This window comes from Arenicella chitinivorans (genome assembly GCF_014651515.1).
GTDB classification, from domain to species: Bacteria; Pseudomonadota; Gammaproteobacteria; order Arenicellales; family Arenicellaceae; genus Arenicella; species Arenicella chitinivorans.
This window is the reverse complement of the sequence record NZ_BMXA01000001.1, coordinates 288,113-302,589: the sequence shown is the minus strand read 5'-3', so window position 1 is coordinate 302,589 and position 14,477 is coordinate 288,113. Positions and strand designations below refer to the sequence as shown.

Sequence of the window (14,477 nt, the reverse complement as noted above, 5' to 3'; positions counted from 1 at the left end):
GTCATTTGCTCGTTGTGCCGGCGTAGGTGCCAATCGAGCTCAACATATAGCGAGCATAGTGGTGAAGCTCGTGATTCAAATTAAACAGGGTCGAAAGCGGCATACTCTCTCGACCTTCGTCTTGCAGTTGCTGCGCCACAATGTCGTCCGCCACCTGCTGATGGCGAGCGTTTTGTTCCGCCAAGCGACCCATCGACTCCGTCACATACGGCGCATCATGCGCTGAAAATAATAGTGGGATCAAGTCAACGTAAAAATCTCTCAAGTACTGCCGGTGCGCTGTGCCCAAAGCCTCGCCGAGCGGGGTTTCTGCCAACGTATTTAATTGCGCAAAATCATGACGAACGTCTTTGAGTGTTTTAGAGGCATACACCAGCGCGCGTGCTGTTTCTGAAATCGCGACCGCTTTATCACCTTGCTCGCTACTCAGTTTCGCTTGTTGCACCTTGCGTGCGTAGCGAATCAGATCACCTTCAAATAGCTTGAGGCTTTCATAGCACTCGTCAAACGAACCAACCAGACTGCTCGGCTTTAGCTGATGCCGCTCATCCAAACCTTTAAGCGGCAGATCGAGCGTCTTCAGATTTAAGCGGATTGCGTCGCTCTTAAGCTGAGTCAGTGCGGACTCCAGACTGTCGATCGCCGCGTCTGGCACTTCGATTGGCACACTGAAAAACTGTGCACGCAAATCTTTTTCGGTCGGCAACACACGCTGAATCCAGCGTGCATAAAATTTAAGTATCGGCAGAAACACCAGCAAGCCTAGAACATTAAATGTGCTGTGAAACGTAACCAGACCAAACATTGGGTCGGTAACACTCAAGAAACGCAACAACTCTGGCAATGCGGGCAACAGAAAGATGAACGCCAGCGAGTTGACTATCAAATTAAAAAACACGTGGGCAAGCGCTAACTGTTTCTTAACAACGGACTGCCCCAGGCTACCGAGGATGGTGGTGCTCGTGGTGCCTAGATCCGCTCCAATGATCACAGCCGCAGCGTCGGTAAGTTGCACAATGTCGGAATTCAGCATCGACAAAGCGATTATCATCACCGCAGAACTGGACTGCATCACAGCAGCTAGGAGTACACCGATCAACAGATACACCCATGCGGGCAGGTCTCGCCATTCGGCAATGTCGAACATCTCAGACACACCAGCAACACTGTTCTTCATGATATCGAGTCCAAATATCAACAATCCAAAAGCGAACAAAGCGGTGCCCAAACCTTTCACTTTGTCATTTTTAAAATAATCAAGGCTTAACGCAGCGCCGATACCCAACATGGGCACCACCATGGCTTGCAAGTCCATTTTGAAACCCACAATCGTCACCACCCAGCCCGTGACCGTGGTGCCGACATTTGCGCCCAACACCACACCAATACCGTTGAACAAGGGTAGAATTTCAGCACTCACAAAAGCCAACACGACCAGCGACACCATCGAGCTACTTTGCATAATCGCGGTAACGGCAACCCCAACGCCAGCAGCACTCAAGGCCGTGTTCGTCCGATTCACAATCCAGCGCTTCAAACCCTCGCCACCCGACAAGCGAATACCGCGCTCCAAATTCCGCATGGCGAATAGAAAGATCGCTAAACCAAACACAAATAACAGCAATGTCACTCGAAGCCTCCGGCACTCACCTAGGTATGCCCTGAGTATAGAGCTTGATTACTGTCGAGGGAATTCGGGCGCGAAAACCGGTATTAATTAGGAAGAGAAAATCAGCAAAAACCGATATGAGAAATGGTGGCTATGGGTGGACTTGAACCACCGACCCCAGCATTATGAATGCTGTGCTCTAACCAGCTGAGCTACATAGCCAATTTTTCCTTATTGGCGGAAACGAAAGGTATCGTTAACCGACAATAGTGTCCGTTGCGGACTTGAATTGAGAGGCGAGAAAATACACTTGCGCCGTCATGTAGTCAAGCCTGCTTTGCACTTTTTTAGTATTTCCGCGGATTTTCTTGAATTGGGGATTTTTTGCTTTTCAACGTGCCTCTCACTACTCGCATTTTGATGCACACCTCTGACGGAGATTGCCACGCGTCACTCGCGATGACGGTGTTTGATTTGGATCATAAAACCACCAACGTCCATTCTGAGCATAGCGAAGAATCTCCATTCACCAGACTGCCACGCTGCGCTCGTAAAGACAGTGTTTGAGTTGGGTTACAAATACACCAAGCTCATTCTGAGCGAAGCGAAGAGTCTCTACTCTGCTCAGTATTGAGCATTTCACTCGCGGCCAGCAAAAAGGCACCGATTCCATGCGCATCATCGCGCACGCGGTCCGTTGTCACATAATACTCGTAGCTACCACTGCGATAAGGTTCACCACCCAATCCAGCGGAGCGACAGACGTTGTTTAGGTGCACAACACCATCCTCCACCGAAATCAACTCGTCCAGCAAACCTTGATACCCACGCTCGGCGATCGGCAAATAAACCGAGTCCAACATCGATCCAGCCCATGGCGCGTGACCAAAACCCAGGTGCTCGACCAGTCTTCGGGTCAGCCCAAGGCTGGAGTTTGCTTTCGTCCCAGGCGTGGTAAAGCAGACCTGTCTCCGGGTCACGCGTCTCCATCTCGATGCGCACAAACTGCTGCACGCTGTCCTCATACACGGCAGAGGCCGACTCAAATTCGGAGGTGTAACGCACGTAGAACGTGCTGCGCCATATACAGCCCATCAAGCCAGATTTGCCACGGGTATTTACGTTTATGCTAGAAGCCACCACTGTGCGTTCTAGGTTGCCATGTTAACTGCAACATTAAATGATCCATTGCTCGCTTGTAACGCTCATCGCCGCTTGTTTGGTAGAGAGAGCCCAAACAAAATCTTGCCGGCATTGACTGAATCAATATTGAACTCGCTCAGCTTAAGACTGGTGATCGCTCCATGCTGGTCAATAAAGTGATCTGCATAAGCCTTGATGTAGTCGTAGTATTGGGTGTTGCCAGTTTGCTCGGCTAAGCGTTGCATACCTAGCAATACTAAACCATGCGTGTAACTCCATACGTATTCGCCGTCGGAATTACGCATTAACCACGGCTTAGGGAATCGCTCAATAAGTTGATTTGCTATGGCAATAGCGGGCGACTCGAGTGTGTCCCCGGTCTCCGGTGCCGACTGTGTTTGCGCATGTGATAGCAATGCATCGATGTCTAATAAGGCCATTGCGACTACCAGGTCCATAATCTTTTGTTCTGGATCCCAGCGGCCTTCGAATGTTTGCCGCGCATCAATACTCACGGCTATTTCCCAGATATTGTCAGCTAACCATGTCAAACAAAGCAGACATTGAGTCAGCAGATCGATATTGCAAAATCGGCATAAGGCGTTTAAACCAAGTGAAAATATTCCTACCGCCGCTATGCAAAAATAAACCTTTGATAATCCTCGCTATTTACGCGAGAGCATCGACCATGGATCATATTTGTGTGACAATATGATGACAACTCAATTCTTATCGTCTCCAGGGTTATGAAACGCGTAGTATTCGCAGTTATTGGTCTCACCGTGGCCGCTTATTTTTCAGTTCAGTGGGGACACTCATCGAGTTCGCCGTCTGTAGCTCTGCCCGCTGAAACCTTGGAATTGGTTCGACACACCGAATACCCAACTTATTACGCGCACGTAAATGGTGTTCGCATCGCCTACCAAGAGTTTGGTAAACCACAGGATGATGCGGTGCTGTTGGTCATGGGGCTCGGCGGACAACTCATACACTGGGAAGACAGTTTTGTTTTTTCGTTAGTGGAACAAGGCTACCGAGTGATTCGATTTGATAATCGCGATTCAGGCTGGTCGAGCAAATTTCACCAACAAGGCGCACCTGGCGCGTTTACGCTACTCAAATATAAACTCGGTTTACCATTGGGCGCGCCTTATCGCTTAGATGATATGGCAGACGACGCGATTGCGCTGTTGGATCACTTAGGCATTGAACAAGCGCATATTGCCGGTATTTCAATGGGCGGAATGATTGCGCAGTTAATGGCAGCACACCACCCAGAAAGGGTTACGACACTCACCTCAATCATGTCCACCTCAAGTGATCCTGACTTACCCAGTGGCACACTGCAGCCATCACTCGAGAATCTCGACGGCATGAGCCGAACAGAGGTAATCGTGTCACGGGCACAGTTTGCACAGCAAATAGACGGTGATGTTGCCGAGCTATCGACACAAGCATGGCAACAGCGCATGACCCGAAGCTACGACCGAGCGCATTATCCTGATGGCACTGCTCGGCAACTTTGGGCAATTGCTGATTCCGGTGATCGTGTTGATCTTCTCAAGCAAATCAAGCTACCAACGTTGGTAGTACACGGCACCGCAGACAATCTCATTCCACTGCAAGCCGGACAACACACGGCTGAGCTGATTACCGACTCTAAATTTGTGGCGTTGGAAGGCATGGGGCATTTTATCGATAGCCAAAACGAACCCCTACTCATTGATGAAATGCTCGACCTGTACGCGCAGCACTCAGTGGTTAAACAACCAGAAAGTCACGCTGCACCAGCTGTGCTGTCTATGCGCTAGAAGCGACCGCTAGTGAAGGTACTTGCCGCTGAGCCTGTTCTAGATTAAGACTTTTCCAGTTAGGTCATTAACAGTTAAGGCACTAGGTGCCTTTGAGTTTATTGAATATTTCCTCAGTATGCTCCCCCAGCTCGGGAGGCGGTCGATGATAGCTAACCGGCGTGCGAGAAAACTTAAGTGGATTGCCGACTAACTCGAGGTCTGGATTGCTCGGATGCGGCACGTTGATCTTCATTTGCCGAGCAAGAATTTGAGGGTCGTTGAAAACATCTTGTAGGTTATTTATCGGCGCGGCTGGTACATCTGCTTTTTGAAATTTTGCCAACCAGTTATCTCGCGTGTCACGCCGCATCTCTTCGGCAATTAGAACAACTAACACTTTTCGATTCTTGACCCGCTGACTATTCGATTTAAAGCGCTCATCGTCGCACCACTCTGGGCGCCCAACAACCACACAAAACCGCGCGAACTGCGAGTCATTGCCGACAGCTACCACACAGTGTCCTTGTTGCGTTTCAAAGCTCTGATACGGCACGATATTTGGATGCGCATTGCCCATCGCTTGCGGAGTCATTCCGCCAACGAGGTAATTGCTCGCTTGGTTTGCCATGGATGCGACGGCTACATCGAATAAGGACAAATCGATATGTTGCCCCAATCCGGAGATCGAACGCTCGGACAAAGCCGCCAATACCCCGATTACCGCATACAACCCGGTTAGTACATCTGTTACCGCAACGCCGACTTTCTGTGGTGGACCATCAGGCTCTCCAGTCACACTCATAAGCCCGCTCATGGCTTGAATTAAAAAGTCGTAGCCGGGTCGTTCACTATACGGTCCGGTTTGACCAAATCCAGTGATCGAGCAATAAATCAGAGCCGGATTTATATTAGATAAGGTGTCGTAGTCGAGGTGATAATTTGCCAAATGACCGGCCTTAAAGTTTTCGATCACGACATCGCTGTCCTGCACCAGCGCATGCAACACCGCTTGGCCTTCGGCACTACGAATATCCACACAAATCGATCTCTTGCCTCGATTTGCACATAGGTAGTACGCGCTCTCTGCCGTATCGGCACCACTTGAATCAGGCATATACGGCGGCGCCCAATGCCGAGTGTCGTCTCCTTTTTCTGGCTGCTCAACCTTAATCACGTCGGCACCAAAATCAGCCAGCACTTGCCCAGCCCACGGCCCAGCTAATACTCTCGACAAGTCTAAAACCTTAAGGTGCGACAACGCGCCATGCTTAATCATGCCATCTCTCCGCTGCTAAGGAACTAGGTGCTCAAAAGAGCCTTTTAGAGACTCTGTATAAACCGGACCCGTTTTAAGCAAACTTGGAATCAGATCGAAACTCTAGGGTTGCACTAGCGCTGTATTGAGCACCATTTTAGCCAACATAAATAGACTTGACCTCTAAATATTCTTCTAAGCCAAACACACCGCGCTCTCGACCATTACCTGACTGCTTAAAACCACCGAATGGCGCATCCATGGTGGCAATCGCATCATTAACGTGCACCATACCTGCTTCCAGTTTGGTTGCCACGTGCATGGTGTCATCATTGTTGTGACCATACACATAGGCCGACAAGCCAAAATGGGACGCATTGGCGATTTGTATCGCGTGCTCAATATCGGAATAAGACAAGACGACTAACACCGGGCCGAAAATTTCTTCCTGCGCCACCGTCATGCTCTCGTCAACATCATAAAAGCACGTCGGTTTGACAAAGAATCCGTCGTTTGCATCGTGATCGGACACACCACCACACAGCACCTCGGCTCCCTCATCGATTCCGGTTTGGATATAGGCATTAACGCGATCAAATTGCAGTTTGTTCACCACCGGACCAATATCGGTGGACTGCTCAAATGGATCACCGACCTGATAGTTACTGATAGCGGTTTTAATTGCTGCCAGAGTCTCTGCCTTGTGTTGCTCTGGCACAATTAGCCTGGTTGGTGCATTGCAGGATTGCCCCGTATTCAACATAAGTCGGGCGACGCACGAGTTTGCCGCTGCAGAAAGATCGGCATCAGGCAAAACAATAAAAGGCGATTTACCGCCCAATTCTTGCGTAACTCGTTTAACGGTTGGTGCTGCCGCTTGGGCAACGGCTACGCCAGCTCGAACCGAACCAGTAATTGATATAACATCCACATCACGGTGTGAAGCCAATGCTTCACCTGCTTGCGCACCACCGTGAACTAGATTAAATACTCCTGGTGGTAACTCTGCACGGTCCACTATGTCGGCAAATAGTGCCGCACTGTAAGGCGCGTATTCGCTCGGTTTTAACACCATGCTGCAACCGGCCGCTAAAGCGGCAGATACTTTACACACCACCTGATTCATCGGCCAGTTCCACGGTGTGATCATGCCGGCCACACCAATCGGCAGTTTTTGTACTAGCACATCACCAATTTTCTCGGTTGTTGAAAAGTCCATCAGGGTTTGGCGCATGCTCTTTAGCAAGCCCAAACCAACCATAGTCTGCTTCTGTTGCGATACCGTAATTGGCGCGCCCATTTCAGTGGTAATGGCGTGCGCCATATCCTCAAGCGAGTCTTCGTAAGCGTCAATCAAACGATCAAACATCGCGACTCGCTGCGCTTGAGTGGTGGCGGCGAATAGCGGAAATGCATTCTTAGCCGCATCGACAGCTGAGTCAACATCCGCGCTGCCACCCAGTGAGAGTTGATCAACCACCTGTGCAGTCACCGGGCTGACCACGTCAAAGGTCGCCGTAGACTGACTCGACACCCATTGACCGTTTATATAATGTTTATCTAAAGAGGGTAACTGCTTCATGATGTCCTCTAGGCACAAAGCCTATTTTTGTTGCCGGCTGGCTGACAATTTTGGTAAATTGAAATCAGCAAATTAGTGTCGCGGTAGCAAACCGGTAGCCACACAAGAGCCATTAGTTGCTGATTAAAACGCCTGTTTGCTGCCAATGACCTGGGTTCAAAATGACTTTTTCTGCATTACTAAAATCCAATGTGAGCGGCACCCGAGATGGAACCACAAATTGGTTTTTTGCTACCGGCAGTAGTTCTTTGTCTTGGTCAGTGGCAATTGCAAACACTTTTTTTGAGCCCGTCGCGCGTGCAAACAATTTACCTTTACGCACAAACACCTTGAGTTTCACCTTGTCGCTAAATTGGTACTCGCCCGCAATCGCATTCATGTCTGCCGATGACAACGCTACGTTTGGGTTTGCTTGCACGTGCTTAGGTTGTTGCGCCGGTGCCGCCGCTAATAACGCATCCCACATTACTTCAGACGCAATCACACCTAAATCCACCGGGCTCAACTCTTTGTCGTCAATTTCTTCGGTCGACACTGCGTAGAATACGTCACCATCAAACAGAGTTGCGTAAGGTTGTAAGCTGCGTGACATCGACGTGTGAACTTGCACTGCCAAGCGTTTTAGTAAGGCTGGCTCTAGTTTCTGATTCACCACCAGAACGCTGATCGTGGTGTTCTTATTGCTGTTGTCAGCTCGTTCGAGAGTTTGTTCACTAAACTTAGATTCAAACTTTGCAAACATATCTTTGATTTGCAGATCTCTCTCAAGGCCTTTATCGGTATAACATGCGTCTACCTTGCCATCACGATCGGTAACAGCACCGAAGGCGTTGACCACCGAAAACGCGGCTATCTTTAGATCACCAATCTGCTTAAACGCGCCACCCTGCCCGGAGTGCACTGCGCAGCCAAAGAATCCACCGGTCATGGCATGCCGTCCAGCTCCGGTTGCACCCAATGGAAATTGACCGGGGACAGCCGCTCGATAGGCGGCTTGAGCAAGCTTTTTGTCGGGATAAATTTCGTTCAAGCGTCGACTGCCGAAATCAAAAATAATAGACCCTAAAGACATCGCCACAGATGGCGTTAATGAAAATGCATCTCCGTCTCGCAGTCCGTCGTCCATCATCGCCGTGGCAACCGCTGTAGTAGCTTCCAAACCGTACCACGAGCCGCCAGCCACAACGATTGAATCTAGCTCAGCAACGTCATACCCGAGCTCAACATAAGGCGCGTTAACCGTGCCTGGCCCGCCTCCTCGAACATCCATGGCCACCTTGGCCTTTTTGTCAAAATGGAAGACAGTGACGCCAGTTGGGCCTTCTTCATAGCTAGCGGTTCCGACTCGAATACCCGGCCAATCGAACTCCAAGGATGCGCCGCTATCCATGTTGACGGTCGGCACTAAGCTGTCTTGACTAGCCGCCTGTAGATTCGTCGAAGCGAATACAAACGACACTAGTGACGATGCGAATAAGGCGTTCTTGGTCAAACTCAAAGTGATGGCGCGCATAGATATAAATGGCAGTGATCTTAGAATGGTGTAGACAGTGTAGCAGCAGTCACGACTGCACTTGAGAAGCCAATTGAGTGGTCCGTGGTGCGCGAACATCACCACCCAAGCGGTGGCCGCGCGCCAAAAAGACGAGACTTGCCAGCACGCAAGCTGATCGCTTGCACACGCCAGGCAACCAACTATTTAGTCTTTAAACTCGCTTTGTAAAGTAGATACTAACCAATTCCGAAAACGCGATATCGACGGCACATCCCATCGGTCAGCACGGGCAATAAAATGATATGAGCCGAGTGATACCGGTTTGAACAGGTCATTGTCTGCGCCAATTTCGACCAACCGTCCACTGGCGATATCATTCACCGCGATCAAATTATTGGTTAACGCAATACCTCGGCCATGTCGCGCTGCAGCAAGCGTCATATGGCCATCCCATAATTTAACGCCATCTAGTTCATCCACGTCATCGACGTCATTTTCTTGAAACCAATGCTGCCAGTTGCCAAAACTATCTTCGCGCAGCAATTGATGTTTAAGCAAATCTTCAGGCACTCGAATATCGCCACAATCAGCAAGAAACTCAGGGCTTGCAACCGGAATAATGTGCGGCTTGGCAATTCGCTGACTTTTCATGCCTGGCGGCAGGCTTGATGACTTCTCATTAGCCCGATAAAGTCGAATATTCACATCCGCTTCGTGACGACTAAAATCAGGTTCTTCGCCGGTTGATCGTAGCTCTAAATGCACACCTGGATTGGCATTTTCAAATGCCCTGAGGTGACGCGCCATCCAATGCAGTGCAAACCCAGACATGCACCAAACTTGTAGTGAGTCGTCAGAACAGCGCTTCATTAACGCGATAGTCGATTCAGAAATCAGATCCAGTGCCTGAGTTATTTGAAGGTGATAAATTTGACCCTCTTCAGTCAATACGACACCGCCAGGTGTTCGGTCAATCAGCGCACAGCCGGTCCATTCTTCAACCGCTTTCAAATGCCGACTAACCACCGCATGGTTACGTAACAAAGCATGTGCAGCCTTGCGAATTCCACCTAAGCGAGCTACCGCATCAAATGCACGCAACGATTCAAAAGGCGGAATCGATTTTCGCGAAGGAATCCGTTTCGATAGTTCGTAATACTTAGCATCTGAGCTCATGTAATTCTCTTGAAAATGTGTAACTCGCTGGCATAAAGTGAAGCTGGGTAAGAAACAACCGACCCAGCTTGAGGGTACGCTTTGTGTTCCTGTTTTTAATTAGGTTACAGTAATCATAACGCGTGTTCAACGATAGGTTTGAGTACCGAGTGCTAGCCCACTACTGCCTCAAGCATAAATCACTAGATTGACCCAAACTGAGTATACGTGCCCTCATTGAGTTGTCGAATAGCCGAAATTCCTGAGCAAATCAGAAACTTGTTTGAAAAGATACGTGTTCCTATTCATAGTCAATTTAAGTTCATAGTCAATTTAAGTGAATTAAATCTTGCTAGGTTGTCCCGCAGACTAAAACCAAATGATTTTCAGAACAGCCCATTCTCAACTGCCCACAACCACGAACGGGCTGGATTGAAGAGGCTCGCCACGTAGTTACGTCTTGCAACAGTCATGTGGAGTGCTGGCAATGGCGATTAGCTTAGATACCACCATACTCGGCGAAGTACGGCGGAAATACTAGAACAGTTGGCTCTCCCAATCAGGTTAAGAGTTCAGTGCGATAGGTGATAAAACATCACCAGCAACCCTATTTTTAACAACAGTCGATGCCGACCGACTCAGCTATAGTTCACCTCAACAGCACACCACTACATTGTGTGCATCGCTCGGCTTCATGGCACTATCTCATGGTACATAGGAGAAACTCAGTGGCAGACTCAAACAAAATATCTGGAAAAATACTAGCGCGCTCGCTTGATGACGCGGGCACCCATATGTTCATACCTGAGCATTTTGATTTTTCCGAACACAAGGAAATTATTAGCTACGTACAAGCCCACCCTTTCGCGCACCTGTTCTCAAGCTTCAACGACTTACTGCAGGTGACTGCCACGCCGTTGATTTACATAGGTCAACAAGAGCAAGGTGGGGCCACAACTCGAAGCAAGACTCAATACGAATTTATCGGTCATATCGCTAAACGCAACCCACACTGCGAGGCTATTCACGCTGGCGCGCACGCCATTGCGTTGTTGCAGGGGCCCGACGCCTATGTGTCGCCGCGTTGGTACACAATGGAACCTAAAATACCAACATGGAGTTATGTTGCGGTTCAACTTAGGGGGCAGTTCAGCGCCATAACTGACCACCAGCAAACACTTGAGGTATTGGCCAAGACAATCGATCACATGGAGCGCGATAATGATAACCCATGGCATATAGACAAAACTGACCCGAGCTTACTCGAACAGTTCAGCCAAGGTGTCTTGGCGTTTCGATTCACGGTGTCAGAAATGGAAGGCATTGAACGACTAGGGCAAAGCCGTGACCTGACCGACTTGGAAGGAGTCATTAAGGGCTTAAACAAAACCCAAGAGCCAAACGCGCAAACGATTGCTAAGATGATGCAAGATAAGATTGACCGCGCAAGCTAATACCGAGTCACATAGCGAACACTGTCTACGCACTGGCGCTCCAACTCCCTTAGTTGAATCACCAATTGCTGGGGGGGTAATTGAAGGTTTAACCAATCATCATGGTTAAACCCTCTTCTTCAGACACGATGCTCATACAGCATTAATCGCTAACTGGGCCTAGTTAAGTAGCCAAGAAGGCACACACTGGCTATGCAATTTCCGCCGCTGCTAATCGAGTTTTCTCAACAAACTCATCAATATGACTGCGCTCGATAATAAGCGGTGGGGATAAAATAATGCTGTCGCCTGCACCGCGCACCATCACGCCCTTTTGCATGGCCTTTTTATACACTCGCGATCCCATTGGTAAACCATCTGATTGCGGCTGGAATTCGATTGCACCCAATAAACCGTAGTTACGAATATCGATCACATGCGGCAAGTCATTCAAGCTGTGTAGTGCTTCCTCAAAATAAGCACCAATGCCTTCATTAACTCGCGTAAACAAGGATTCTTCCTGATAAATATCCAAGCAAGCGCTCGCCGCCGCGCAGGCAATTGGATGCGCAGAGTAAGTGTAGCCATGCCAAAATTCGATGCCCTCAGCCGAATTCACAACTGCGTCGTAGATAAAGTCTTTACAAAAGGTGGCGCCCATTGGAACCGCGCCACTGGTCAAGCCTTTAGCGGAAGTGTAAATGTCGGGTATAACATCAAACTCTATAGAGGCAGTGAACGATCCTGTGCGCCCAAAGCCGGTCACCACTTCATCAAAGATCAGCAAGATATCATGCTCGTCACAAATTTTTCGCAGCTGTTTTAAGTACCCTACCGGCGGCGGCAGCACACCACCAGCACCGGCGATTGGCTCTACCATCACAGCCGCTATGTTCTCTGCACCATGTAAGGCGATCAAGTCGTTTAGGGCTTGCGCTTTCTCGACACCTGTTTTCGGCAAGCCACGAGAAAACGCGTTGTTAGCATGATCGAGTGTGTGAGGTAAATGAGCAACCGACCCCCATCGACCAAAATTACGCGTATTGTTGACTAAGCCACCAACCGCCGTTCCGCCAAGATTCACGCCATGGTAAGCACGTTCTCGAGCAATAAACATTTTGCGTCCAGACTGCCCCTTGGCCGCGTGATAAGCCATCGCTATTTTGAGTGCCGTATCAATCGCTTCTGAACCGGAATTACTAAAAAACACATGGTCAAGGTTTCCTGGAGACAAATCAGTCAAACGCTCGGCAAGCTCAAATGATGCGCGGTGCCCAAGGTTAAACGAAGACACGTAACCTAGCGTTTTTGCCGATTCATACATTGCCTTGGCAACGCGCTCGCGACTGTGGCCTAAGTTAGTGCACCATAGCCCAGCCGTCATATCGATCATAGTCTGACCGGCTTCGGTCGTCACATGCATGCCACTCGAGGACTCCATTAATATTGGATCCTGTTTAAACGTTTTATTCGCCGTAAATGGCATCCAATGAGCATCAAGTTTCATTGTGGAATCCTCTGACTTAAGTATTAGTATTCGTTAGTTGGTTCAGTATACCGTGGCGCCAAAATGCCATGAAGATGCCAATGCCGACTGCGCTGGTGTCCCGCGCGCAACACGCCATTAAGGTTTGCATATCACCACTCGCATCAGTGGTGTGATTGGCGCACCGACGTCGACTCTGTTGGCAACTTCCTTACCAATCACTTGATTCATATACTGAATTTAATCATTTATGCAGCAACCAAAAGGCCTGCTGACTAACAACGAACCAAGCTACCCAGCCCAAACATGACTATGCAGAAAAACACCCGGCCGGCTGATAACTTATTTTTATCCCAAAGCCGCGGCCAGAAGATAGACAACGATGAGTTTGTTCGCCTAGCTTATGCTGGGGAACTTCCTGCAGAGATTCAGGTCAAAACGTTCGGCAGTACAGAGCATTTGTTTCCAACCCGCTGCATCGCTAAGGGGCCAAAAATTGCTCCTCTAGTAGAGCACAAAGATCACTCCGAAAACGCTCAGTTTAGCTCACATAATCGTGACTACACCATCGACGAATACATTGCTTGTAATCGAGTAACCGGCCTATTAATTTTGAAAGACAGCCAAATCATTCTTGAACGCTATCAGCACGGCATCAACGAGAAGAGTCGCTGGATGTCCATGTCTATGGCAAAATCGATTAGCACTACCTTAGTCGGCGTCGCCATAAAACAAGGCTACATTAAGAGTGTTAATGATCCACTTACCGATTACTTACCTGAGCTGGTGAACAGCACTTACGATAAAGTCACCATTGAGCAGCTACTGCAAATGACATCTGGTGCGCGTTGGAATGAAGACCACACCAACCCGCTTTCTGAAAGAAGAGAAGTACTCGAGCTGCAAATTGCACAGCAGCCTGGCGCCATCCTTCGCTACATGGCGACCTTACCGCAAGTAGCGAAACCTGGCTGCGTATGGAATTACAGCACCGGAGAAACTCACGTGGTTGGCGCACTCCTCAAAGCAGCCACCGGCAAATACCTAGCTGACTACCTGAGTGAAACCCTGTGGTCAAAGCTCGGTATGGAGTCGGATAGCCATTGGTGGCTAGAGTCGCCAGACGGCCTCGAAATAGCTGGGAGCGGAATCACTGCTACGCTGCGGGACTACGGCCGCTTCGGACTTTTTATGATGAACGATGGCATCGTCAATGGCGAAAGGTTGCTGCCTGAAGGTTGGGTAAAACAAGCAACAACCCCGTTCAAAATCGGTGACACAGTAATTCCTTACGGTTACATGTGGTGGGCGATCGCTGATCAGCAAGGCTCATTCAACGACGGTGCATTCAGTGCGCGCGGAATTTTTGGACAACGTATTTATATTAACCCAAAGAAGAATATTGTTATCGTAGTGTGGAGCGCGCGACCTAAACCGATGAACACAGAACAAATAATCGACAACGAATTCTTTAGTGCCGCTACCGACTTTTACTGCCAGCGATAATCGAGCGCAACAACCCGGAA

General features: G+C 49.1%; 12 protein-coding genes and 1 tRNA gene. 3 read left to right on the top strand and 10 right to left on the bottom strand.

The features are described 5' to 3' along the window. Nucleotide 1: 1 nt before the first annotated feature. The 5 genes from IE055_RS01390 to IE055_RS01375 all read right to left on the bottom strand — a co-directional run bounded on the left by IE055_RS01390 (nt 2) and on the right by IE055_RS01375 (nt 3,267). On the bottom strand, nt 2–1,630 hold the full coding sequence (locus IE055_RS01390; protein ID WP_189398217.1) for a Na/Pi cotransporter family protein: 1,629 nt from the start codon (nt 1,628–1,630) through the stop codon (nt 2–4). 124 nt (nt 1,631–1,754) lie between these two features. Continuing rightward, nucleotides 1,755–1,831: transfer RNA gene (locus IE055_RS01385), tRNA-Met, on the bottom strand. A gap of 368 nt (nt 1,832–2,199) precedes the next feature. After that, nucleotides 2,200–2,412 (bottom strand): glycoside hydrolase family 88 protein, encoded by a 213-nt coding sequence (locus IE055_RS18020; RefSeq protein WP_373299144.1) that lies wholly within the window; start codon nt 2,410–2,412, stop codon nt 2,200–2,202. Further along, nucleotides 2,345–2,749: a glycoside hydrolase family 88 protein gene (locus IE055_RS01380; protein ID WP_189398216.1), complete on the bottom strand. Its 405-nt coding sequence runs from the start codon at nt 2,747–2,749 to the stop codon at nt 2,345–2,347. Before IE055_RS01380 ends, IE055_RS18020 begins: the two co-directional genes overlap by 68 nt. 65 nt (nt 2,750–2,814) lie before the next feature. Then, nucleotides 2,815–3,267 (bottom strand): glycoside hydrolase family 88 protein, encoded by a 453-nt coding sequence (locus IE055_RS01375; RefSeq protein ID WP_189398215.1) that lies wholly within the window; start codon nt 3,265–3,267, stop codon nt 2,815–2,817. Between the two features lie 231 nt (nt 3,268–3,498). Here IE055_RS01375 and IE055_RS01370 point away from each other — a divergent pair, with 231 nt between their 5' ends. Continuing rightward, nucleotides 3,499–4,563, top strand: coding sequence for an alpha/beta fold hydrolase (locus IE055_RS01370; RefSeq protein ID WP_189398214.1), 1,065 nt, complete (start codon nt 3,499–3,501; stop codon nt 4,561–4,563). Between the two features lie 82 nt (nt 4,564–4,645). On the opposite strand, the gene IE055_RS01365 is transcribed toward IE055_RS01370, so the two are convergent. The 4 genes from IE055_RS01365 to IE055_RS01350 form a co-directional block, all read right to left on the bottom strand. Beyond that, a complete protein-coding gene (locus IE055_RS01365) occupies nt 4,646–5,821 on the bottom strand; it encodes a CaiB/BaiF CoA transferase family protein (protein WP_189398213.1) in 1,176 nt (391 codons plus the stop codon). A gap of 136 nt (nt 5,822–5,957) precedes the next feature. Then, the gene (locus tag IE055_RS01360; protein WP_189398212.1) at nt 5,958–7,382 is read right to left on the bottom strand and encodes an aldehyde dehydrogenase family protein; all 1,425 of its coding nucleotides are present in this window, start codon (nt 7,380–7,382) and stop codon (nt 5,958–5,960) included. Between the two features lie 112 nt (nt 7,383–7,494). Beyond that, the gene (locus IE055_RS01355) at nt 7,495–8,895 is read right to left on the bottom strand and encodes a P1 family peptidase (RefSeq protein ID WP_189398211.1); all 1,401 of its coding nucleotides are present in this window, start codon (nt 8,893–8,895) and stop codon (nt 7,495–7,497) included. A gap of 186 nt (nt 8,896–9,081) precedes the next feature. Continuing rightward, nucleotides 9,082–10,053, bottom strand: a complete 972-nt coding sequence (locus IE055_RS01350; protein ID WP_189398210.1) for a LysR substrate-binding domain-containing protein — start codon at nt 10,051–10,053, stop codon at nt 9,082–9,084. 707 nt (nt 10,054–10,760) lie between these two features. Here IE055_RS01350 and IE055_RS01345 point away from each other — a divergent pair. Beyond that, nucleotides 10,761–11,486, top strand: a complete 726-nt coding sequence (locus IE055_RS01345; RefSeq protein WP_189398209.1) for an FMN-binding negative transcriptional regulator — start codon at nt 10,761–10,763, stop codon at nt 11,484–11,486. Nucleotides 11,487–11,676: 190 nt separating this feature from the next. On the opposite strand, the gene aptA is transcribed toward IE055_RS01345, so the two are convergent. After that, entirely contained in the window at nt 11,677–12,972 is a 1,296-nt protein-coding gene (aptA, locus tag IE055_RS01340) for an omega-aminotransferase AptA (protein ID WP_189398208.1), read from the bottom strand. A gap of 291 nt (nt 12,973–13,263) precedes the next feature. Here aptA and IE055_RS01335 point away from each other — a divergent pair, with 291 nt between their 5' ends. Then, on the top strand, nt 13,264–14,457 hold the full coding sequence (locus IE055_RS01335; RefSeq protein ID WP_229794067.1) for a serine hydrolase domain-containing protein: 1,194 nt from the start codon (nt 13,264–13,266) through the stop codon (nt 14,455–14,457). The last annotated feature ends 20 nt before the right edge of the window (nt 14,458–14,477 follow it).